The sequence below is a fragment of the Sphaerisporangium dianthi genome, from assembly GCF_042654065.1.
In the GTDB taxonomy this organism is placed as follows: domain Bacteria; phylum Actinomycetota; class Actinomycetes; order Streptosporangiales; family Streptosporangiaceae; genus Sphaerisporangium; species Sphaerisporangium dianthi.
In genome coordinates this window covers 20,814-41,699 of sequence record NZ_JBHSFP010000029.1, presented here as the reverse complement: position 1 = coordinate 41,699, position 20,886 = coordinate 20,814, and the positions used below count along the sequence as shown (strand labels likewise).

At 71.4% G+C, this 20,886-nt stretch carries 19 protein-coding genes; 7 read left to right on the top strand and 12 right to left on the bottom strand.

Translation table 11 applies throughout. The features are described from left to right. Window positions 1–32: 32 nt before the first annotated feature. The 5 genes from ACFO60_RS31040 to ACFO60_RS31020 all read right to left on the bottom strand — a co-directional run bounded on the left by ACFO60_RS31040 (window position 33) and on the right by ACFO60_RS31020 (window position 4,724). A complete protein-coding gene (locus tag ACFO60_RS31040; protein WP_380847359.1) occupies window positions 33–830 on the bottom strand; it encodes a hypothetical protein in 798 nt (265 codons plus the stop codon). Window positions 831–1,209: 379 nt separating this feature from the next. Further along, window positions 1,210–2,487, bottom strand: a complete 1,278-nt coding sequence (locus ACFO60_RS31035) for a hypothetical protein (RefSeq protein ID WP_380847356.1) — start codon at window positions 2,485–2,487, stop codon at window positions 1,210–1,212. Window positions 2,488–2,879: 392 nt separating this feature from the next. Beyond that, entirely contained in the window at window positions 2,880–3,524 is a 645-nt protein-coding gene (locus tag ACFO60_RS31030) for a helix-turn-helix domain-containing protein (RefSeq protein WP_380847353.1), read from the bottom strand. An 8-nt stretch (window positions 3,525–3,532) separates the two neighbouring features. Continuing rightward, window positions 3,533–4,204: a hypothetical protein gene (locus ACFO60_RS31025; RefSeq protein WP_380847350.1), complete on the bottom strand. Its 672-nt coding sequence runs from the start codon at window positions 4,202–4,204 to the stop codon at window positions 3,533–3,535. Between the two features lie 148 nt (window positions 4,205–4,352). Next, window positions 4,353–4,724 (bottom strand): winged helix-turn-helix transcriptional regulator, encoded by a 372-nt coding sequence (locus ACFO60_RS31020; RefSeq protein ID WP_380847347.1) that lies wholly within the window; start codon window positions 4,722–4,724, stop codon window positions 4,353–4,355. A 78-nt stretch (window positions 4,725–4,802) separates the two neighbouring features. On the opposite strand from ACFO60_RS31020, the gene ACFO60_RS31015 reads away from it, so the two are divergent. Continuing rightward, entirely contained in the window at window positions 4,803–5,672 is an 870-nt protein-coding gene (locus ACFO60_RS31015; protein WP_380847344.1) for an NAD(P)H-binding protein, read from the top strand. 73 nt (window positions 5,673–5,745) lie between these two features. Here the strand turns inward: ACFO60_RS31015 and ACFO60_RS31010 are convergent, their stop codons facing one another. From ACFO60_RS31010 to ACFO60_RS31000, 3 genes are all read right to left on the bottom strand, one after another. Beyond that, a complete protein-coding gene (locus ACFO60_RS31010; RefSeq protein WP_380847341.1) occupies window positions 5,746–6,183 on the bottom strand; it encodes a TIGR03618 family F420-dependent PPOX class oxidoreductase in 438 nt (145 codons plus the stop codon). 70 nt (window positions 6,184–6,253) lie between these two features. After that, window positions 6,254–6,580: a hypothetical protein gene (locus tag ACFO60_RS31005; protein WP_380847338.1), complete on the bottom strand. Its 327-nt coding sequence runs from the start codon at window positions 6,578–6,580 to the stop codon at window positions 6,254–6,256. A 103-nt stretch (window positions 6,581–6,683) separates the two neighbouring features. Continuing rightward, window positions 6,684–7,703 (bottom strand): aldo/keto reductase, encoded by a 1,020-nt coding sequence (locus tag ACFO60_RS31000; RefSeq protein WP_380847335.1) that lies wholly within the window; start codon window positions 7,701–7,703, stop codon window positions 6,684–6,686. A gap of 205 nt (window positions 7,704–7,908) precedes the next feature. Between ACFO60_RS31000 and ACFO60_RS30995 the strand changes: the two genes are divergently transcribed. The 5 genes from ACFO60_RS30995 (at window position 7,909) to ACFO60_RS30975 (ending at window position 13,778) form a co-directional block, all read left to right on the top strand. Further along, entirely contained in the window at window positions 7,909–8,814 is a 906-nt protein-coding gene (locus ACFO60_RS30995) for an AraC family transcriptional regulator (RefSeq protein ID WP_380847332.1), read from the top strand. Between the two features lie 114 nt (window positions 8,815–8,928). Continuing rightward, window positions 8,929–10,104 (top strand): homogentisate 1,2-dioxygenase, encoded by a 1,176-nt coding sequence (locus ACFO60_RS30990; protein ID WP_380847329.1) that lies wholly within the window; start codon window positions 8,929–8,931, stop codon window positions 10,102–10,104. Between the two features lie 827 nt (window positions 10,105–10,931). Beyond that, window positions 10,932–12,137: a fumarylacetoacetase gene (fahA, locus tag ACFO60_RS30985; RefSeq protein ID WP_380847576.1), complete on the top strand. Its 1,206-nt coding sequence runs from the start codon at window positions 10,932–10,934 to the stop codon at window positions 12,135–12,137. Window positions 12,138–12,261: 124 nt separating this feature from the next. After that, window positions 12,262–12,693 (top strand): NfeD family protein, encoded by a 432-nt coding sequence (locus ACFO60_RS30980; RefSeq protein WP_380847326.1) that lies wholly within the window; start codon window positions 12,262–12,264, stop codon window positions 12,691–12,693. A gap of 2 nt (window positions 12,694–12,695) precedes the next feature. Next, window positions 12,696–13,778 carry an SPFH domain-containing protein gene (locus ACFO60_RS30975; RefSeq protein ID WP_380847323.1) on the top strand — a complete coding sequence of 361 codons (1,083 nt, stop codon included), beginning with the start codon at window positions 12,696–12,698 and terminating at the stop codon, window positions 13,776–13,778. A gap of 48 nt (window positions 13,779–13,826) precedes the next feature. On the opposite strand, the gene ACFO60_RS30970 is transcribed toward ACFO60_RS30975, so the two are convergent. Further along, a complete protein-coding gene (locus ACFO60_RS30970) occupies window positions 13,827–15,608 on the bottom strand; it encodes a GTPase (RefSeq protein ID WP_380847320.1) in 1,782 nt (593 codons plus the stop codon). After that, complete coding sequence (locus ACFO60_RS30965) at window positions 15,605–17,725, bottom strand: GTPase family protein (RefSeq protein ID WP_380847317.1); 2,121 nt, start codon at window positions 17,723–17,725, stop codon at window positions 15,605–15,607. The genes ACFO60_RS30970 and ACFO60_RS30965 overlap by 4 nt, the downstream gene beginning before the upstream one ends. Before the next feature lie 41 nt (window positions 17,726–17,766). On the opposite strand from ACFO60_RS30965, the gene ACFO60_RS30960 reads away from it, so the two are divergent. Then, complete coding sequence (locus ACFO60_RS30960; RefSeq protein WP_380847314.1) at window positions 17,767–18,222, top strand: hypothetical protein; 456 nt, start codon at window positions 17,767–17,769, stop codon at window positions 18,220–18,222. Window positions 18,223–18,730: 508 nt separating this feature from the next. Here ACFO60_RS30960 and ACFO60_RS30955 read toward each other — a convergent pair. Together ACFO60_RS30955 and ACFO60_RS30950 are read right to left on the bottom strand one after the other, a co-directional pair. Next, complete coding sequence (locus ACFO60_RS30955) at window positions 18,731–18,985, bottom strand: hypothetical protein (RefSeq protein WP_380847311.1); 255 nt, start codon at window positions 18,983–18,985, stop codon at window positions 18,731–18,733. 442 nt (window positions 18,986–19,427) lie between these two features. Continuing rightward, a complete protein-coding gene (locus tag ACFO60_RS30950) occupies window positions 19,428–20,876 on the bottom strand; it encodes a sensor histidine kinase (protein ID WP_380847308.1) in 1,449 nt (482 codons plus the stop codon). Window positions 20,877–20,886 lie beyond the last annotated feature (10 nt).

Below are 20,886 nucleotides of genomic sequence, written 5' to 3'. Positions count from 1 at the left end.
GGCGGGCGGTCGTGGAGAGTGGAGGCACCGGCTCAGATGAGCCCGATCATGAAGCCCTCGTCGCGCACGCCGAGGTAGATGTTCGGCCGGTGCGCCCGCATCCCCTGGTCGATGGGCTCGATGTGCCGGCGGCCGGAGCCCAGCGGGAGGCGGTACCCGTTCTGGACCCGGTGGAGCTCCCAGAGGGGCTCCATCTCGGGGTGCCGGGCGCGAAAGCCCGGGTCGGCCGGGAAGAGGTCGACCCGGACCATCACCTTGCGCGGCAGCAGGTAGTCGTCCAGCTTGAACCGGCGCTGCACGGTGCGCGAGACGGCGACCCCGGACAGCTCGGCCCAGGCGACGGCCCACGAGGTGCCGCGCGGGTCGTCCCACCGGATGCCGAGTTGCTCGATGACCAGCTTGCGCGGCCGGGTGATCGTGCGCCAGGCGACCAGCGGCAGCAGTCCGGCGGCGATGAACACCACGCCGAGGACGCCGGCGACGAACGCGGTGGCGGGTCCTCCCTCGACCTGGCCCGTCAGCGCCGAGAAAAGCGAGATCACGCCGAGCGTGCCCGCGACGAGGGCTGCCGCGACGGCCTTGCCCTTGGACCCGGCGCCCACGTCGACGACCACCGGCTCCGCGCCCGGCCGGGGCCGCGCGGACGCCTGGGCGAACCGCCCGGGGAGCACGGGAGCCTGAACGAACGGCTCAGGGGAGGCGGGAGCCAGGGTGAACGGATCCGGGGGCAGCGGAACCTGGACGAACGGCTCGGGAGCCGCCTGCCCCGGCCACGGCGGTGGAGGCTCCTGCTGTGATGGGATCTGCCGACCCGCTCCCGGATATGCCACAGAGGAATGGTAGGACGAAACATAACGGCAATGCCGGAATTCACGCTGACAAGCCGCAAAAACTTGAGTTATCACGCTATGTCATAGATAAATCTCGGACCGCACGCACAAACAGAAACCCCCGCCGGCCCTGAGGGCGGCGGGGGCACGGGTCCCGGGAGTACGGGTCCGGAGTACGGGTCCGGAGAACGGGTCCGAGGGGAGCGGTTCCCGGGAGTACCGGTCCGGCGGATCGGGAGGAGATCCGCCGGGACGGGCAAGGCCGGCCGGCCGGCCAGTTCGTCGTGAACCGGTCGCCGGTCAGTCCATCGTGAACCGGTCGCTGGTGAGTTCGTCGTGAACCGGTCGCCGCTCGGCACCTCAGCGCAGGGGATGTCCGTCAGTCGGTGACGTAGACCTGGCTGAAGACCTCGGAGAGCTTCTTGACGTCCTGGGCGATCCCCACCTCGGGAGACGCCGGGCTGTACATGGTCGACAGGCGACGCTGCAGGGGCTCCAGCTTGGCGAGCTGCTCCCACGCGGGCGTCGAGGCGAGACCCGCCCCCATGACGCGGTAGGTGGCGCCCGAGGTGTCCTGCCAGCGGGTCCACAGGTTGACGGTCGCGGCGCCGTCCTTGAGCGGGGTGGCGATGCGGTCCTCGGCAGCGGCGGCGGCCTGCTCGGTGGTCAGCGGCGAGGCGTCCTTGCCGGCGAGCCCGGCGTCCTCGGCGGCGATCTGCGCGAGCGTGTCCCAGGCCAGGGACTTGACCTTGCTCCACTGGTTGTGCTGCGCCTGCTGCGGCGTGATCTTCCAGCTGGCGTAGGCCGTCTGGAGCAGCCCCGCGTCGAGCGCGAGCTGGTCGACCGAGCCCGAGGTGAGCAGGGGCTCGATGTGCTCCGGGGTGAGCAGCGGGTACTTCTTGGTCATCGCGGTGGAGCAGGAGTCGTCGGCGCCGCAGCCGAACGCGGGGATCACCGTGTGGACGCCGAGCTTCTTGCCCGGGGCGACCTGGTGCAGGGCCGTGGCGGCGGCGGTGACGAACGCGCTCATCTCCTCCGGCGTCTTGACCTGGCCGTTGTAACCGAGCTGGGAGGTGAAGCGGATGCCGACCACGCCCGGCTGGGCGGCGAGCGCGCCGACCTTCCGCACCGCCGCGGCGAAGGTCGCCGTGCCGGCCTTGTAGTCGTCGAGCAGCTCGGTGTCGACCCACACCCGCATCTTGCTCGCCGCGGCGGCGGCGATGGCCTGCCCGGCGGCGGTCCGCGCGGCGGCGGCGATCTCCTCGGGGGTGACCGAGCACGTCTCACCGGCGGTCTGGCAGGCCGGCGGGGTGTTGTCGTCCTGGTAGCCCTCGGGGGCGGGATCGCCGTCCCCGTGCGCCTGCCCGTCGCCCTCACCCTCGGCGGAGCACTGCTCGGTCGTGCAGTCGATCCAGCCGATCGGGTACTCGGTGGCCTCCTTCAGCTTGGCGCCGTCGTTCTCGGCCCAGAATCGGACGATCTTCAGCGCCTCGCCGGGGTCGGCCATCCAGAAACACTGTGGATCTGACTGCGAGCCGCCGTTGGTGACGTTCTTGCAGTCCTCGGCACCGTCCTCGGAGAACGCCGTGGCGGCCGGGATACCCACCGCGAGAACGGTGAGGGCGGCGCTGAGGGCGAGGGCTCTCCTGATTCGCATCAAGCGTCTCCTTGGGCGGGGCGGGGCGATATCAACGATGATCGTCCCATAAACGATCGAAACGACTGTATCGGGCACATCTCTACACGACCAGAGGAACGAAGGGATTGTGTCAGCGCAGGAACCCCGCCTGGCACATCCGACCTGCTCCTCAGCTCGCACGACCTTCTCCGGCCCACGCGGCGGCCATGAAGGGATTTCACCGTCACGTACGCCCCGCGTCACCGCCCGTTCCCGTACCCCTCCACATCCCTTTCACCGCACCGGCCTCTCTTCTCACTGCACCGGCGCCTCTTCCGCCGCCACCGGCGTCCCTTCTCACTGCACCGGCGCCCCTCCCGGCTGCCAACGGCGTCTCTGTTCACCGCCCGGCGCCCGGCGCACGGCAGCGGTCAGGCGAGGGCGGTTCCGAGCTCCACGGCGGCGGCGACCACGCGAGGGCCGAGGTTGGCCGCGTCGAGCGCGCCGAACGTGACGACGCCGACCGACGCCTCCAGCCACGGCAGGCCAGGCAGCGGAGCGGCGATCCCCCGCGCCCCCTCCTGGAGCTGCCCCTCGGTGACGGTGTAGTCGGTGCGGCCCTCGCGCTGGGCCAGGATCGCCAGACCGGCGGCGCCGCGCGAGAGCTGGTGGCGGGCGCCCTCGCGGTAGGCCACGTGCATGTCCGTCCAGGTCGGCTCGACCACGGCGATGGCGAGCCCTTCGTCGCCCTCCGCGACCGTCAGGTGGGCGGTGGCCCCCGCGTCCTCGGCGAGCCGGCGCAGCGCGGGCAGGGCGGCGGCCCGCAGCAAGGGCTGGACGGCCCGCGCCAGCACCAGGACGCCGAAGCCGAGATGCGCCCGCCCCTCGGCGTCCCTGCGGGCGAAGCCCTCGTTCTGCAGGGTGGTGAGCAGCCGGTAGACGATCGGACGGCTCAGCCCGAGCTCCTGGGCCAGTTCGGTCGGGGTACGGGCGCGATGGCCGTCGGCGAGCAGCCGAAGCAGCCGAAGCCCCCGTTCCAGGGTCTGCGCCGACTCCGGACTCCCCTTGTGATCCACCCTCCCGATTATCCGCCGCCCGCCCCTCCCCACCGCCCATCCCGGGGCCCACCGTCCAGCCTGGCCAGGCGCGCCGAGGCGAAGGAGTCCAGTTCGTCCGCTCGCCGGAGGTCCTTGGGGCGGCCTATGGCGCGGCGCATCCGGATCAGGTCTTCACGAGAGACGTAGTGAACTTCCAGGCCTCCCGGATCGACCGCGGTGATCGCTCGCTCGAGGAACTCTCGGGCTCGAAGGTCGCCCCAAGGGAGCGCCGGAGTGCAGCAGTCGCCGCCGGCTCCAGGTGAGGTGAACTGCACTTTGGGGCGGAGAAAAGAGTGCGGGTGCATCGCCACGGGATCGCCCTTGTCGTCGATCAGTTGGGCGTTGACTGAGGTGAAGGCCGCCGCCAAAGCTGGGGCGTGAGCCGGGGCGCCATCCCAGAGCAGATCCAGATCGCCGGTCAGCTCGGTGGATCCATGCATGATGCCGGCGACCTGCCCGATCACCACGCCCCGGACACCGTTGCGATGGAGGGCTTCGAGCAGAGGGAACGGGTCGAACCCGAGGGCGCCGTCCGTGCCGATCGTGCCCACGTCGTCGTCGGCGTCCTGGTGGCCCAGGCCGGTGCTCGCCCGATTCAGGGCCAGTTCACGGGTGCGCCGGACGGCGGCGCGCAGTCGTTCCAGCGGTTCGTCGATCATCTGATTCATACAACACCCGCCGCACTCGCACCGGGGTCGTCCACCACGGCCACCGTGACGATCAGCCTGCCGCCGCCGTACCCGGTAGAGCCGCACCGGGCGAAGGTAGGTGATCAAGGTGGGTGAGTCGGGGCGATATCGCTGCGACCTATCTGTTCCGGGTGTGCGCGGCTTCGAGATCGGACCGGTGCGCGAGGGCCCATAGGCCCAGGGCGCGCACCGGCTCCAGGAAGGAACGGCCCAGATCGGTGAGCGCGTAGTCGACACGTGGCGGCACACTCGGGTGGTGCGTGCGGCTGATCAGCCCGTCCTCTTCGAGACCGCGCAGCGTGCGGGTGAGCATGCGGCGGCTGAGACCCTCCACGGATCGGTCCAGTTCGTTGAAGCCGTGCGCTCCGTGCCCCAGGACCGAAAGGATCACGACGCTCCACTTGTCGCCCACTCGGCGCAAGACGCTGGTCGCGGGGCAGTTCTGATGATCGGCCACCGTGACGGGGACGGTGATGGTGTCAGTGGACATAGATGTGCCTTCTTTCGGACCTTGTCCCTGCCGGCCAAGGATCAGGGTACGCACCTCGACGTTCAAGGAGGATTTGTCGTGATCGTGGTAAGCGGAGCGTCCGGCCGGCTCGGACGCCTCACCGTCGAGCACCTTCTCCAGCGGGTGGACGCCGCCCGCGTGGTGGCGTTGTCCCGCACCCCTGATGCCGTCGCCGACCTCGGCGTGGCCGCCCGCTACGCGGATTTCGACGATGCGGCGAGTCTGCCCAGCGCGTTCGAGGGGGCGGAGCGGCTGCTGATGATCAGTATGGGCTCGTTCAGCGGTGCGCCTCGCGGGCACGTCAACGCCATCGAGGCGGCGGCCAAGGCCGGCGTGGGTCACGTGATCTACACGTCGTTCGCCAGGGCGGGCGAGCCGGGCCAGCCGCAGGCGCTCATCCAGAACCACAAGGAGACCGAGCGACTGTTGGCCGAGTCGGGGCTGACGTTCACGGCGCTGCGGTTCAACCAGTGGCCGGAGATGTGGAACCTCGTCGGCGTACCCGCCCTCGCCGTCGCCACCGGCGTGCTGCCCAGCAATTCCGGTGACGGCCGGGTGGGGCACATCACCCGCGACGACAGCGCCGCCGTGGCCGCGGCCGTACTGGCCCAGGGGGGCTGCGAGGGGCAACTCCTGGAAGTCACGGGCTCCGAGGCGGTGACGGACACGGACGTGGCCGACGCGCTCGCCCAGGTCACCGGCCGTCCGGTCCGCTGCGAGCAGGTCTCGGACGCCGAGCTGGCCGCGACTCTGTCCGAACGCGGACTCCCCGAGATGTACGTCCAGGGCTGGACTGGCTTGGGGACGTACAAGCGCGAAGGCTGGTTCGACGTGACCACGCACGCCGTCGAACGCCTCACCGGCCGCACACCCGCGTCGATCGCGGACTACTTCGCAGCCCACCCCGAGGCACTGCACACCCGCTGACCGGGCTCACCTGTAACCCCATCCCCGCATCCCGTTCGCCCGGGCCGAGCAGCTCCGCCGGACTCCGCCTCGGTCAGTTGCTGTAGATCCGGGTCGGGTCGAGCAGGACGACCGTGCGTCGTTGCTCGGCCATGACCCGGTCGTACTCGTCCCAGTCCTCGTGACTGCCGCCCGCCGCGGTGAACACCTCACGCCGCAGCAGCCGCAGCCTCTCGCCGTCGACGCCGGAAACCGGATCATCGGGCCCTATGAGCCCGGCCGTGCCCTCGGCGGTGGCCCAGGACCAGCCGGACCGGGCCGTCACGGTCACCTGAGGGCGTGCCCGCAGGTTGGCCAGCTTCACCCTTCCGTAGGTGACGAACCCGAGCACCGGAATACGGGTGAGCGGGTGGGGCAGCACGCCCGCGTTGACCAGCGACGCCTGGATCGTGCCGTCCGCCCGCAGTGCCGAGACGACGACCAGGCCCTGTTCCTTCGCCGCCAGCGCGGCGAACTCGTCCAACGTAGTCATACCCACCATCCTGACCCTCGCCACCGACCGTGCCGGTCTCGGGCGGTGACGCCCCAGGGCACTCGGGAACCTATCCTCCTTCTTCGTGCGCGCCCGCTTCTTGCACACCCGTTTCGGACCGCCCCATCTCAGACCAACGCAACTCGACCTGCCGCACCTCAGACTGGCGCCCCTCGGACCGACCCAGCTCGGACTGCCGCACCTCAGACCGACCCAGGTCGGACTGCCGCAACTCGGACTGGCGCAGCTCGGACCACCCCGGCTCGGACTGGCGCGCCTCAGACTGGCGCATGAGGAGGCGGAGCTCGTCGGCGCTCCTCGCGTCCACCAGCGGCTCGGTGACCTCGGCGATGCGGGCGATGGCGTAGAAGCGCCGGGAGTAGGGCCCGTAGATCACCAGCCAGCCGGGGTCCACGTACCCCCGAACCGCAAGGCTCTGAACGTATTCAGCCGGGTAGGCGTCCCGGTTGCTGCCGCACGACCTCCGTCCGTACGACTGATCAGGCCTGGCGGCGGCGGAGGTGGGGGTGGTGGAGGGCGGGGGGTGTGGTGTCGTAGTTGTCCTCGGGGTTGAGGTCGGTTCCCGGGGGGACGATGGCGTCGATGCGGTCAAGGATGTCGTCGGTCAGGTCGACGTCGGCGCCGGGCAGGAGGCCGTCGAGCTGGTCGGCGGTGCGCGGTCCGATCAGCACGGACGTGACGGCGGGGTGCGCGCGGGCGAAGGCGACCGCGAGTTGCGGCAGCGTCATGCCGGCCTCGTCGGCGAGTGCGGCGAGTTCTTTGAGCGCGGCGGCCTTGAGCCGGCCGGCCGGCGTCGTCGGGTCGTAGTTGGACGGCTGGAACGTGGCCCGGTGGCCGGTCGCGAGGTCGGCGCGGTCGGAGAGCCACCCGCCGTTGAGGGGGCCGAAGGTGAGGACGCCGAGCCCGTGGCGCTGGGCGGTCGGGAACACGGCGCCCTCGGGCTTGCGGGTGAACACGGAGTACATCGACTGCTCGGTCAGGAATCGGTGGGTCCCGGTGCGCTGTGCCGTCCACTGCGCCTCGGTGATCAGTTCCGCGGGGATCATGGAGGAACCGAACGCCCGGATCTTCCCGGCGCGGACGAGGTCGGTCAGGGCCGACAGCGTCTCGCCGATGTCCGTCTCGTGGTCGGGGCGGTGCATCTGGTAGAGGTCGATGTGGTCGGTGTCCAGGCGGCGCAGGCTGTCTTCGACCGCGCGGACGATCCACCGCCGGGAGCCGCCTCGCTGATTGGGGTCCTCGCCCATCGGCAACCCGAACTTCGTGGCGATGACGAGGTCGTCGCGGCGGCCCTTGACGGCCTTTCCCACGATCTCCTCGCATTCGCCACGGGAGTAGACGTCGGCGGTGTCGATGATGTTGATGCCGGCGTCGAGTGCGCGGTGGATGATGCGGATCGCGTCGTCGTGGTCGCGGTTTCCCATGCTGCCGAACATCATCGCGCCGAGGGTGAGCTCACTGACGGACATGCCGGTCGCGCCGAGGGTTCTGCGTTTCATTCCTACGTGCCTTCTGGTTCACAGGGCTGCTGACCTGCCCATATGACCACGCCGGCCCGCCGCGCCGTGAGCCCGATCCTGCCGCCGTCTTGCACGATCCTGTCAACCTCGCACGGCCGGCGTACCTGTGTGCGGTCACCTCCTACGGCCGGTGTGCCGGGGTGCGGTCACATCGCCCGGCGCGGGGGGTGGTTGGCTGGCGGACATGGAGGCGCTCGACGAGATGCGGCGGCTGATCATGCGGCACACCGCCGGTGACGACCGCAGGACGATCAGGGGCGGGGTGACCATCGCGTCCGTGGACCGGCCGACGCCCCCGGTCGCCGCGATCTCCGGGCCGTCGCTCGCGATCGTCGCGCAGGGCGTCAAACGCACGGTGCTGAACGGCGTCCCGTACGACTACCGTGCCGGCCAGTACCTCGTCGTGTCGGTCGACCTCCCGGTGATCGGCCAGGCCCTGGAGGCCGACCCGGACAAGCCGTTCGTCATCTTCAGCATGACCTTGCGTCCGGCGGCCATCGCGCCGCTGTTGCTGGAGACGACCGCGGCCGGCAGACCTCCGGCGTTCACCGGGATGGCGGTGAGCGACGCCACACCGGAGTTGCTCGATCCCGTCGTACGTCTGCTGCGCGTCGCGGACCGGCCGGACGACCTGCGAGTGCTCGCGCCCGGGTATCAGCGGGAGATCCTCTGGTGGCTGATCTCCGGCGATCAGGGCGCGCTCGTCCGGCAGATCGGCCTCGCCAACGGCAGTCTCGCGCACATCTCCCGGGCGATCCGCTGGATCCGCGACCACTACCAGGAGCAGTTCGTCATCGCGGATCTGGCAGGGCTCTGCGATATGAGCGTGTCGTCATTTCACCGGCACTTCCGCGCTGCGACGTCGATGACGCCGGTGCAGTTCCAGAAACAGATCCGTCTGCAGGCGGCCCGGACCATGCTCATGACCCGGCCCGCGAACGTAGGGGAGATCGGGTATTTCGTCGGTTACGAGAGCCCGTCGCAGTTCAGCCGCGAGTACCGCAAGGCCTTCGGCATCTCCCCAGGACGGGACGCCGCGCAGCTGTCCGCCATGGCGCAGGACGCCACCTGGCGAAGCGTGCCGCTGTGAGGCTCTTACCCTGCGGTGTCAGTGGCGTGGTCAGGTTGACATCGGTCTGGGGATGGCGGATCGTCGTACGTATAGAGGACATATGCGTCCGATATGCGTACACCAGGAGGGGCGATGCCGTACTACCGCACCGTCGGCGAGGTGCCGCGCAAACGTCACATCCAGTTCCGCAAGCCTGACGGCGGGTTGTACGCGGAGGAACTGATGGGCGAGGAAGGCTTCTCCTCCGACTCCTCGCTGCTCTACCACCGCCATCTGCCGACCGCCATCGTCAAGGCGGAGGCCGTGCCGGACATGGTCCGCACCACGCTGTCCCCCAATCTCCCCCTGTCACCGCGCCATTTCCGCACCCAGAGCCTGCCCACCGGCGGAGACCTGGTCACCGGGCGGCAGCCGCTGGCCGGCAACGCCGACGTCCGCATGTCGTACGCCGCCGCCGACCAGCCCAGTGACCTGTACCGCGACTCCAAGGGCGACGAGTGCGTCTACATCGCGAGCGGGCGGGTGCGGTTCGAGTCCACCTACGGGGCGATCGAGGCCGGCGAGGGCGACTACGTCGTGATCCCCACCGGCACCATCCACCGCTGGGTGCCGCTGGACGGCACGACGGTGCGGGCGCTGGCCATCGAGGCCGCGGGGCACATCCGGCCGCCCAAGCGCTACCTGTCGCAGTACGGCCAGTTCCTCGAACACGCGCCCTACTGCGAGCGCGACCTGCGCTCGCCCGCCGAGCCGCTGATCGTCGAGGACGCCGAGACGCCGGTGCTGGTCCGCACCCGGGGCGGCCTGACCCGGCTGACCTACGCCCACCATCCGTTCGACGTGGTCGGCTGGGACGGCTGCCTGTACCCGTACGCCTTCAACATCGCCGATTTCGAGCCGGTCGTGAAGCGCACCCACGCACCGCCGCCGGTCCACCAGACCTTCGAAGGGCCGGGCTTCGTGGTCTGCTCGTTCTGCCCGCGCCCGCTGGACTTCCATCCGGAGGCCGTGCCGATTCCGTACAACCACCACAACGTCGACTCCGACGAGTTCATGTTCTACGCCGGCGGCGACTACACCGCCCGCAAGGGCTCGGGCATCGACGTCGGATCCATCTCCCTGCACCCGGCCGGCTTCACCCACGGCCCGCAGCCGGGCGCGGTCGAGGCCGCCGTCGAGGCGATGCGGCAGGGCAACAAGGTCACCAGCGAGCTGGCCGTCATGGTCGACACCTTCCGGCCGCTCGACCTCGGCGACGCCGCGCTCGCCTGCGAGGACCCCGGCTACGCCTGGACGTGGGCCCGGTGACCAGCGCGGTGGAGACGCTTTTCCGCGCCCTCGTCGACGACGCGGGGCTCTTCCCTCCGACGATGCTGCCCATGTCGCGGGCGCTCGCCCGCCACTACGCCGATCAGGACGCGGGCGACCCCATGCTCACCCACCGCCTGCTCTGCCCGGCGAGCCGTCTCGCGGAGCTGCGCGCCTCGCTGACCCGCCCGGTCCGGGTGGGCGTCATCGTCGACACGCCGGTCTCGCCGGACATCGCCGCCCTCGCGGCCGGCGATCCGGCGATCGAGGTGGACTGGTTCGAGACCCCGCTGCCCTCCGGCTCCACCGTCGCCGCGCTCGCCGGACGCCTCCGGCCGCCGGGCCCGGGGGTACGGCTGTTCGTCGAGGTCACTCCGACCGGGCTGCACCAGGTGCCGGCCGGGGTGGGGCTGAAGGTGCGCTGCGGAGGCACCACGGCCGACAAGTTCCCCTCCTCGCACGAGCTCGGGGCGTTCATCCGCACCTGCGTCGAGGAGGGCACGCCGTTCAAGGCCACCGCCGGCCTGCACCACGCCGTCCGGCACCCGGACCCGAGCCTCGGCGTGTACCGGCACGGGTTCCTCAACCTGGTGCTCGCCGTTTGCGCGGCCGTCCAGGGCCGTGACCCGGTGCCCGTGCTGGAGAGCATGGACAAGGCCGAACTGGTCGCGCTGGCCCGCGCCACATCCTCCGAGGTGGCGAACCGGGCCAGAGAGCTGTTCGTCTCCTACGGCTCCTGCGCCACCAGCGTGCCCACAGAGGACCTGCGCGAGCTCGGGCTGGCCACGACGAACCGCAGGCGGACCCCGATCGTCAGGGAGGACATTGTGACCCCCACCTGGGTGCCGGGCGCCGACGCGACCCTGTACACCGTCGCCAACCTGCCCTACGGGGTGTTCTCCCGTCCCGGGGAGCCGGCGCGCGCCGGGGTGCGCATCGGGGACCACGTCCTCGATCTCGCGCCCGTGCTGCACGACGAGGTGTTCGCCACCGGCAGCCTCAACGGCTTCCTCGCCAGGGGACGGACGGCGTGGCGGGACACCCGGCGCCTGCTCCAGCGGCTGCTGGCCGCGGACGCCAAGGAGGTGTCGGCCAACCGGGCGGCCCTCGAGTCGCACCTCATCCCGCTGCGCCAGGTGCGCCTCCACCTGCCGGTCGAGATCGGCGACTACGTCGACTTCTACTGTTCGCTGGAGCACGCCGCCAACGTGGGCCGCATGTTCCGGCCCGGGGACGAGCCGCTCAAGCCCAACTGGCGGCGCCTGCCGGTCGGGTACCACGGCCGGTCGGGCACCGTCGTGGTGTCCGGCACCCCGATCACCCGTCCGCGCGGCCAGCGGGTCGCCGCGCCGGGCGACGAGCCCGTGCTCGCCCCCACCGCCAAGCTGGACATCGAGGCCGAGCTCGGGTTCATCGTCGGGACGCCGACGCGTCTGGGCGAGAGCGCGGGCGACTTCGCCGACCACGTGTTCGGGGTGACGCTGGTCAACGACTGGAGCGCCCGCGACATCCAGGCCTGGGAGTACGTCCCGCTCGGGCCGTTCCTCGGCAAGTCGTTCGCCACGTCGATCTCCCCCTGGGTGACGCCGCTGGAGGCCCTTGAGGACGCGCGCGTCCCCGGCCGCGAGCAGGACCCCGCGCCGCTGGACTACCTGCGCAGGCACGAGCCGTGGGGCCTGGACGTCAGCATGGAGATCATGCTGAACGGCGACCAGGTGTCGAGCCCGCCGTACCGCGACATGTACTGGACGCCGGACCAGATGCTCGCCCACATGACCGTCAACGGCGCATCGCTGCGCACCGGCGACCTGTACGCGAGCGGCACCGTCTCGGGGGACGAGCCGTCGCGGCGCGGATCGCTGATCGAGATCACCTGGAACGGCGCCGAGCCGGTCAAGCTGTCCGACGGGCAGTCCCGGGCCTTCCTGGAGGACGGCGACACCGTGACGATCACGGCCACGGCCCCTGGACCGGGCGGAACGCTCATCGCCCTCGGCGAGGTGACGGGCACCGTCCTGCCCACCCCCGCCTGAACGCCTGGGCCGCCGCGCACCGTGACTCTTTTGTCACGCCAGGCCCTGATAATCCGGGCTACCTTGGGAATCCAGGAACCACCGGAGCCCGGATCGCGTTCTCATTCATAGGAGGGCCGGGGCTATGGACTCATGGATCTTCTGGTTGATATTGGCGGCGGTGCTGGGGGCGGCCGAGCTGTTCACCCTCACCGCGGCTTTGGGGCTCCTCGGTGCGGCCGCCCTGCTGACCGCCGCCGTCGCGGCGATCGGCCTGCCGACCGGCATTCAGCTCGCGGTGTTCATCCTCTCCTCGATCTCCGGCCTGGTCCTCCTTCGTCCCATCGCCCAACGCCACATCAAGCAGCCGCCGGTCCAGCGCTTCGGCGTGTCCGCGCTGGTCGGCAAGCCCGCCTACGTCACCCGAGAGGTCACAGGGATGAACGGCCGGGTGCGCATCGGCGGGGAGGAGTGGTCGGCCCGCGCCTATGACGAAACGCTGGTGATCCCGGCGGGCGCGACGGTGGACGTGATCGAAATCGAGGGCGCTACCGCGCTCGTCTATCCCCGGGAGTAAGCATGGACGCCGCTTTGATCGCCGGAATACTCATCGTCCTGCTGGCCGTGTTCACCGTCCTGCGATCGGTCCGCATCGTCCCGCAGGCCAGGGCGGGGAACGTCGAACGCCTCGGCCGTTACTCGCGCACTCTCGGGCCAGGGCTGAACTTCGTGATCCCCTACGTCGATCGCGTCCGGCCGCTCATCGACCTGCGCGAGCAGGTGGTCTCCTTCAAGCCGCAGCCGGTCATCACCGAGGACAACCTCGTCGTCGACATCGACACGGTGCTGTACTTCCAGGTCACCGACCCCCGCGCCGCCGCGTACGAGATCGCGAACTTCATCCAGGGCGTCGAGCAGCTCACGGTCACGACCCTGCGCAACGTCGTCGGCGGCATGGACCTGGAGAAGACCCTCACCTCCCGCGACACCATCAACAGCCAGCTGCGCGGCGTGCTGGACGAGGCCACCGGCAAGTGGGGCATCCGGGTGAACCGGGTGGAGATCAAGGCCATCGACCCGCCGAGGTCGATCAAGGAGGCGATGGAGAAGCAGATGCGCGCCGAGCGGGACAAGCGCGCCGCCATCCTGACCGCCGAGGGCTTCCGCCAGTCGCAGATCCTCACGGCCGAGGGCGAGAAGCAGAGCGCGATCCTGCGCGCCGAGGGCGACCGCACCGCCGCCATCCTCAAGGCCGAAGGCCAGTCGCAGGCCATCGACGAGGTGTTCCAGGCCGTGCACCGCAACGACCCCGACCCGCAACTGCTCGCCTACCAGTACCTTCAGGTCCTCCCGCAGCTCGCCCAGGGCCAGGGCAACACCTTCTGGGTGATCCCGAGCGAGGTCACCTCGGCGCTGCAGGGGGTGTCCAAGGCGTTCACCGAGTCGCTGCCCCGGTCTCCCAAGACCCGCGAGGTGACCGAGGGCAAGACCGCTGCCCAGGACGAGGCCCAGAAGGCCCAGAGGGCCGCGGAGGCGGCCATCGCCGACGCCGAGGAGTCCGGTCCCCGCGGCATCACCTCCGGCTCCGCGCTCCCCGATCCCCTCACCCAGCCCGCGGCCCCCGAGCCGGCGGCCCACCCCCACCCCAACAGCTCCACCTGACCACCCGAGCCGCGACCCGAGGTTTCTCCGACGAGAGCCGCGGCTCGGTCAGCCGCGGGCGATGGTGAGGAGTTCGGCGAAGCGGCGGGCGTCGCGCAGCTCGTCGCGCACCGGGTCGAGCACCAGCTCGCGGCCGACCTCGTGGACGCTGCCCCACAGCGCACGCCGCGCCTTGCGCGCTCTGCGCGCGCCGCCCAGGGCGGCCGCCGCGCGGGACAGCAGAGCGATCAGCAGCCCGGCGAGCACGCCGCCCACCAGGAGCACGGTGGGCCAGGGCACGGTGTCGAGCGTCGGGGTGGGCACCTCGGGGAACCTGAGATAGTCCACGACGAACAGCGCGGACAGCCACGCGGCCCCGGCGAGCATGGCGGCGAACACCAGCCACTGGAGCAGGCCCACCGCCCGCCACCACCGGGGTCGCCTGCCCGCGCCCGTGGCCGTGACCGACACCGCGCGGTCCAGGGCCTCCGCCAGCTCCTCCGACCGTGATCGGGCGGCGCCTCGCACGGCCACCGCCCACGGCTCGGGCAGGTCGGCCGACGCGGCCGAGCCCACGTCCCTGATCGCGGTCTCCATGCGCGACCGCTGCACGCCCGTGGCCGCCGGGATGGACGTACGCCCTGCGGCGCCCGCCGTCGCGCCGCCCAGATGCAGGCGGCGCAGAGGGTCGGGCCGCAGCCGGCGCAGCCATCGGGTGACCGGCCAGCCGGTGGCCGCGATCGCCCGGTGCCGGTGGGCCTTCCTGACCGCCTCCACCACGGTGGGCACCCCGGCGGCCTCCGCGAGCGCGGCGGTCAGCGGCCTGGAGAGCCCCTCTGGCAAGCCCTTCTCCGCGGCCTCGGCGCGCCGTTCCAGCGCACGGGACGCCTCCGCCCACTTCTCCGGCTCCCCGGGTGGCGCGATCGGCGCCGGGGCTCCCGACGAGACGGCGCCCGTCACGCCCATCGGCGCGGCGGCGGCCAGGGCGTCCGGCGAGGCCGCGCCCATGGACACGGCCGAGGTCAGGGCGCCGGACGACGCGGCGGCGAGCAGGTCGGCGGCCCGCTCGACGTCCGCCTCCAGCCGTGCCGCCCAGGCGCGCCGGTCCGCGACCCGTTTCGCCAGCGCCGACCGCAGCTCGGCGATGCCCCTGCCCTCCCGCACCGAGGTCGCGACCACCGGTATGCCGGACAGCCCGTCCTCGGCCAGCAGCCGCCGCAGGTCGTGCATGCAGCGGTCGGCCGCCGGCGGGGACAGGCGGTCGGACTGGTTCAGCACGATCATCATGACGTCGTGGTGCCGCTGGAGAGGGCGGAGGTAGCGCTCGTGGACGGCCGCGTCGGCGTACTTCTGCGGGTCGAGCACCCATACCAGCAGGTCGACCACGGATACCAGGCGGTCCACCTCCAGCCGGTGGGCGGCCTCGATCGAGTCGTGGTCCGGCAGGTCGAGCAGGATCAGGCCGGACAGCGTGCCGTCCGCCGCCTCGGCCCCGTCGACCGAGTGGCGGCGCGGGATCTCCAGCCAGTCGAGCAGCGGCCCGGCGCCTTCGGACTCCCACATCGCGGCCTGCGCCTTCGACGTGGTCGGGCGGGTGACACCGACCTTGGCGAGCGAGGTGCCGGAGAGCGCGTTGAACAGCGACGACTTCCCGCTGCCCGTGGCTCCGGCGAGCGCGACGACGGTGTGGTCCACCGAGAGCTTCCTGCGCGTTCCCGCGCGGGCCAGCACGTCGGTGACCTGCGCGATCGCCGCCGCTTCCAGCCGTCCGCCCGCCAGGTCCGCCGCCTCGGCCAGCGCGGCGAGCCGGTCGTCCAGCGGCGCGCTCTTGGTCCGCCTCAGCACCTTCACGGCCGCTCCACCGAAGCCGGCGGCGGCACGTCAGCAGGAGTCCGCGGGGCGTCGACGGGCGTCTGCGGAGCGTCCGCCGGAGCCCGAGGAGCGTCCACGGGCGCCTGCCGGGCGTCCATGGGGGGCTGTGGCGCGTCCGCGGGAGTCCGCGGGGCGTCCGCGGGAGTGGGCGGGGCGTCCGCGGGAGGCCGGTCGGGGCCTCGGGCGACGGAAGCGGCGTCGGCCTCACCCGTGGAACCGGCGTCGGCGTCTCCAAGGGAGCGGTCGGAGATCTCGCCGCGGTGGTCGCGCACCGCCTGCGCCGCGCGCCGGAGATCGGCGGAGACCTGTTCGGGGAGTTCGACCCCTTCGAGGAGCGAGGTGAACCGCGCGGAGTCGGCGTCCAGCAGGACGCCCACCCGTTTGCGGAGATCTTCGCGCGCCGCCTGGGTGAGGGTGCGCACGGCCTGGTCGCCGAACACCGCCTCCAGCAGTTTCTGGCTGAGCACGCTGGTGCCTCCGGCGATGCCGACCTCGATGCCGGTCAGCCCTCCGGTGGACGCGAAGACCATGAGCATGAGCAGCAGGCCGAGACCATTGAGGCTGAAGGAGGCGAGCCGCGCGGTGGTGCGCTTCTCGGCACCCTCCTTGGCGACCAGCTCCAGCACGTACGCCTGCCAGGCGCGGACGGCGGACGCGGCGCGATCGGGCAGGGTGGAGGACGCGCGGCCGAGACGCCCCGCCGAGACCGCGCCGGCGCGCTCGATGACGTCGCGGCCCGCGGGCATGCCCGACCATGCTTCGAGCGCCCGCTCGGCGGCGGCGTCCGCCGCGGAACGGATCAGCGACTCCACTCCGCTCTCCAGGGCGACCCGCAGCCGGGTGTCCGGCGGCGGCGTGCCCATGAACGCGGCGACGATGCGCTCGCGCAGCCAGCCGATGCGCGACTCCAGCGAGCGCATCAGGTCACCGGTGCCGATGAAGTCCTGCCAGCGGGTGAGCACCTCGCCGCGCAGCAGGGAGCCGTCGCGTATGCCGTCGTCGAAGGTGGCCATCGCCGCCCCGTACGCCGACTCCACCGACAGCCGCAGATCGGCGAGCCCGGCCCGCTGCCGGTCGGCCTGGTCGGCGAGGGCGGGGACGCGGGTGGTCACGCTGTCCAGCGCTCCGGACAGCGTCCTTCGCACGACCTGCGCCCGCGACTGGGCGTCGGCCGCGATCGCGGCCAGCCAGCCGCGCACGTCGCGTACGGCCTCCTCGGGCAGGCGGGCGTTCTCCTCGGGCAGCACGACCTCCGGGACGCTGAACAGCGGCGTGTCGCCGAGGCCGTTGGCGTCCAGCAGGCGGGTCAGGTGGGCGGCGACCGGCGCGAGCGCCTCCGGAGGCACGCGGTCGAGCACCACCGCCAGGGCCGTGCTCCGCTCCCTGGCGCTGCGCAGGAACCCCCAGGGGACCTCGTCGGCGTAACGGGCGGCGGTGGTGACGAACAGCCACAGGTCGGCGGCGGCGAGAAGCTGGGCCGCGATCTCGCGGTTGGCGGTGACCACCGAGTCGATGTCGGGAGCGTCCAGCAGCGCCAGCCCGGCGGGCAGGGTGCCGGCGGTGACGATGCGCAAGGTGCCGGGCTCGCCGCGTCCCGTTCCGGTCGTCCTGGCCAGGCCGGGCAGCACGCTCTGCCTGGTGAACCACGCCTCGTCCGCGGGGCTCACGACGAGCGTGGGCGCGAGCGTCGTCGGGCGCAGCACCCCCGGCTCGGTGACGTCGGCGCCGGCCAGCGAGTTGACCAGCGTCGACTTGCCCGCTCCCGTCGAGCCGCCGACCACGGTCAGCAACGGAGCGTCCATGGCGGCGACGCGTGGCAGCAGGTAGTCGTCGAGCTGCCCCCGCAGCTCCTTGAGAGCGCGGCGATGTGCGGCGACGTCACCGATCGCGAGGGGGAACAGATCGCGGTCGAGCTGAGCCCGCAGGCTCGAAAGGGCCGCGAGCAGTCCGTTGTTCCCTGCCATACGACCGGTCATGCCCCAGCGCGGCCAAGGTATCCCCACGAACGACGACCAGGTGAACACCGCGCCCACCCAGCAGTCCAGGATCAGCCCCACCCCCCTGCCCAGAACCCCGGGACCGGGCCGAACTTTCAACCGATCGCTGATTATTGAAAGAAGATGGGTATGGTGAAGGCATGGCCGTACACGACGAGCAAGCACGGCTCGCAGTAGAGGACCTCACCGATCTCCTGTTGCTGGCCCAGCGGCGGACCACTGACCGTGGTCTGCATGCGGCGATCCGACGCATGGCCCAACGGCACGATCGTGGACCTCACCCGTCTGCGGTGCGCTTGTCCACTGCGGCAGGACTTCTCGGGGTGACGATCCCCACAGTCCGCTCGTGGATCGCCCACGGCGTATTGGAAGCGATCCCAGGCGGTGGAGTCGCGCGCGTCTCTGCCACCTCGATCGCCAGAGTCCTGGTGGTGCTCCGCGAGATGGGCGAGGACGAACCCGGACGCAGGCTGACCAAAGTCATCGATGCGCTTCGTGACCGCGATCTGCTGCAAAGGGCGCAGGACACGCTGGCCGAGACCAACGACTTCGTGGATTACAGCGAAGCCGATCTGGAGGATCTGCTCCGATCATGACCCGACGCGCCCGTCGTACAGGCGAATCCCCCGGGGCGGCCCGCTTCCATGTCATGGTGGCCAAGCAGATCGACGTCACCGTCCGCGACTCCAGCACGCCACAACGCGTCAAAGAAGCGTTCGTGCGGGTCTATCGGGACACCGCGCAGCGTGGATGCGCCGCCGCACACCACCGCCTGTCAGGCCCGGGTGTGCCTGGCCCCGGTTCTGTGTGGTGCGACTCCCTGAGAGCCGGCGGCTGGTGATGAGCTTCCCGAAGCCGACACCATCGCCTTCCTGATCCTCGACAAGCACGACAACCGCAGCGATCCTTACGTCTTCCTGGAAGAGGCCTTCGGGCTGCCGGACCGTTCCGGTCATGGCGCGGGCCGTACCCGGCCCAAGCCCGCCTGCTGCGGCGACGCGGACAACCCTCCCCTCACCGAGGATGTCGAACTCATGGCGGCGATCGACCAGATCGTCCGAAAGCGCTGGTAGGGACGGAACCTTAAGCCACCAGTATGCGGCGCTAGCCTGCGGGTGGGGTGGGGGCGGGGGGCTGGGTGGGGAGGAGGGGGCGGCATTTCTGGAGGGCCTTGGCGATGGCCGGGTCCTCGGTCTTGAGCCGGCGGATGCCGCTGTTGGCCGGAAGGTCGGCCCCGTTGTCCTTCATGCACGAGCGGAACGCCTCCAGCGCCGAAGGGTCGAAGCCTCCGGACCGGTCGCCCTGGCCGCGACGGCCTTGGGGCATCACCGAGCGGCACGCCTCGAAGGCCTTGCGCATCTCGGGTGACATGGTGCCGAAGCCCCCCGGTCCCCTGCTCGGCCGAGTTGACGGGGATCCGCCCGGCTGAGCCGTGGGTGCGCCTCCAGGGCGGCCTGTCGGCATGTTCACGCCGTTCTTGCGCATGCACTCGGCGAACGCGGCGGCTCCGCCACCGAAACGGCCCGGAGTCGGCTGAGCCGCGGTCGTGGTGGAGCCGGACCCACAGCCGGATGCCAGCAGGACGGTGGCCATGGCAGCGACGCCAAGAGCACGGGGCAACGCAATCACGAAGTGAACTCCATCGGGAGACCGAGGGACTTTGGCGCTTCCATGGAAGGACACCAAACTCAGCGTCAGGTGGGACCAAGCTGAATTTCCCCTGTCAACCGCCGGGGCGTGCCGCCCGCCTCTGGCACGGGACGGTCAAGCGTGCCGCCCGCCTCCGGCGCAGGACGGACGGTCAGGGTTCGGAGGGGAGCGCTACGCGGAAGGTGGCGCCGTGCCCGGGTTCGCTGTCGAGGGTGATCGCGCCTCCGTGGGCCTGGACGAGGGCGGCGGCGATCGACAGCCCGAGCCCGGTGCCGCCCGTTCCGTCCCGTGTACGGGAAGGGTCGGCCCGGTAGAAGCGCTCGAACACCCGCTCGGCGTCCTGGAGCGGCAGCCCCGGCCCCCGGTCGGCCACCTCGATGACGGCATGCCCGTCGAGGTGGCCCACGGCGACGTGGAAGGGAGTGCCGGCCGGAGTGTGCCGGAGCACGTTGCCGACCAGGTTGGCGACCACCTGGCGCAGCCTCGCCTCGTCGCCGTTCACGGTGACCGTCCCGTCGGAGTCGTCCAGCCTCACCAGGTCGATCTCGCGGTCGGGGGCGAGCGTCCGGGCGTCCAGCACGGCCCCGGCGGCCACGCTGAGCACGTCGACCGGCTGCCGTTCGAGCGGGCGCCGCTGGTCCAGCCGGGCCAGCAGCAGCAGGTCGTCCACGAGAAGGCCCATGCGGGTGGCCTCGTCCTCGATCCTGCGCAGCAGTCTGGCCGCCTCCTCAAGGTTCGGCGTCTCGTGGCGGTACAGCTCGGCGAACCCCCGGATGGACGTCAGCGGGGTGCGCAGCTCGTGGGAGGCGTCGGCGACGAACCTGCGCATGCGGTCCTCCGACCGGCGCGCGTCGAAGGCCGACTTGCGCGCCGCGATCTCGGAGGCCTCGCGGTCCTCGAAGGCCGCCTCGATCTGGGCGAGCATGCCGTTGATGGCCCTGCCGAGTCGTCCCATCTCCGTGCCGCGGTGCGGCAGCGGCACGCGGCGGGACAGGTCTCCCCCGGCGATGGCTCCCGCGGTCCGTTCGATCACGCCCAGCGGGCGCAGGCTTCGCCGGACGAGCCAGTGGCCGGCGAAGCCGAGGACGACCAGCACGCCGCCGCCCACGCTCGCCACGATGACGGCGAGGCGGGTCACGGTGGCGTCGATGTCGTCCATGCGGACGGCGATCACGCGGACGGGTCCGCCGTACGCCACCACGATCGCCCGCCAGCGCGTCCCCGAACCCGACTCGACGGTGAACGGGCGGGGCCTCGCGGAGGCCGCCGCGCCGAGCCTGCCCGCCGGCAGGACGGGCGGAGTGGTTCCGGGGGGCTCATGGAGGGTGCGCTCGACGGTGCCGTCCGGCCGGAGCACCGCCATGTAGAACAGGCCGAACTGCTTGGGCGGGCGGGACAGATCGCGCGCCTGCGGCTGAAGGGCCGGTGAAGCGGCGAGGTCTCGTCGTACCACTCCGGCGACGACGAGCTGCTGGTCGACCCGGTCGACGAGGTAGCCGCGCAGCAACTGGACGGCGACCACGCCGGTCAGCGCGATGGCGAGGGTGACCAGCACGAGCGTCCCCGCGACCAGGCGCAGCCACAGCGGCGAGCGCGCCACCCACCGCCGC

Excerpts from the sequence above, each read along its gene's own strand:
- ACFO60_RS30955 (WP_380847311.1), bottom strand. The coding sequence starts at position 18,985 with ATGCGCAAGGCCTTCGAGGCGTGCCGCTCGGTGATGCCCCAAGGCCGT.
- ACFO60_RS31035 (WP_380847356.1), bottom strand. The coding sequence starts at position 2,487 with ATGCGAATCAGGAGAGCCCTCGCCCTCAGCGCCGCCCTCACCGTTCTC.
- ACFO60_RS31000 (WP_380847335.1), bottom strand. The coding sequence starts at position 7,703 with ATGAAACGCAGAACCCTCGGCGCGACCGGCATGTCCGTCAGTGAGCTC.
- ACFO60_RS30995 (WP_380847332.1), top strand. The coding sequence starts at position 7,909 with ATGGAGGCGCTCGACGAGATGCGGCGGCTGATCATGCGGCACACCGCC.
- ACFO60_RS30960 (WP_380847314.1), top strand. The coding sequence starts at position 17,767 with ATGGCCGTACACGACGAGCAAGCACGGCTCGCAGTAGAGGACCTCACC.
- ACFO60_RS31025 (WP_380847350.1), bottom strand. The coding sequence starts at position 4,204 with ATGATCGACGAACCGCTGGAACGACTGCGCGCCGCCGTCCGGCGCACC.
- ACFO60_RS30975 (WP_380847323.1), top strand. The coding sequence starts at position 12,696 with ATGGACGCCGCTTTGATCGCCGGAATACTCATCGTCCTGCTGGCCGTG.
- ACFO60_RS30980 (WP_380847326.1), top strand. The coding sequence starts at position 12,262 with ATGGACTCATGGATCTTCTGGTTGATATTGGCGGCGGTGCTGGGGGCG.
- ACFO60_RS31020 (WP_380847347.1), bottom strand. The coding sequence starts at position 4,724 with ATGTCCACTGACACCATCACCGTCCCCGTCACGGTGGCCGATCATCAG.
- ACFO60_RS31010 (WP_380847341.1), bottom strand. The coding sequence starts at position 6,183 with ATGACTACGTTGGACGAGTTCGCCGCGCTGGCGGCGAAGGAACAGGGC.
- ACFO60_RS30990 (WP_380847329.1), top strand. The coding sequence starts at position 8,929 with ATGCCGTACTACCGCACCGTCGGCGAGGTGCCGCGCAAACGTCACATC.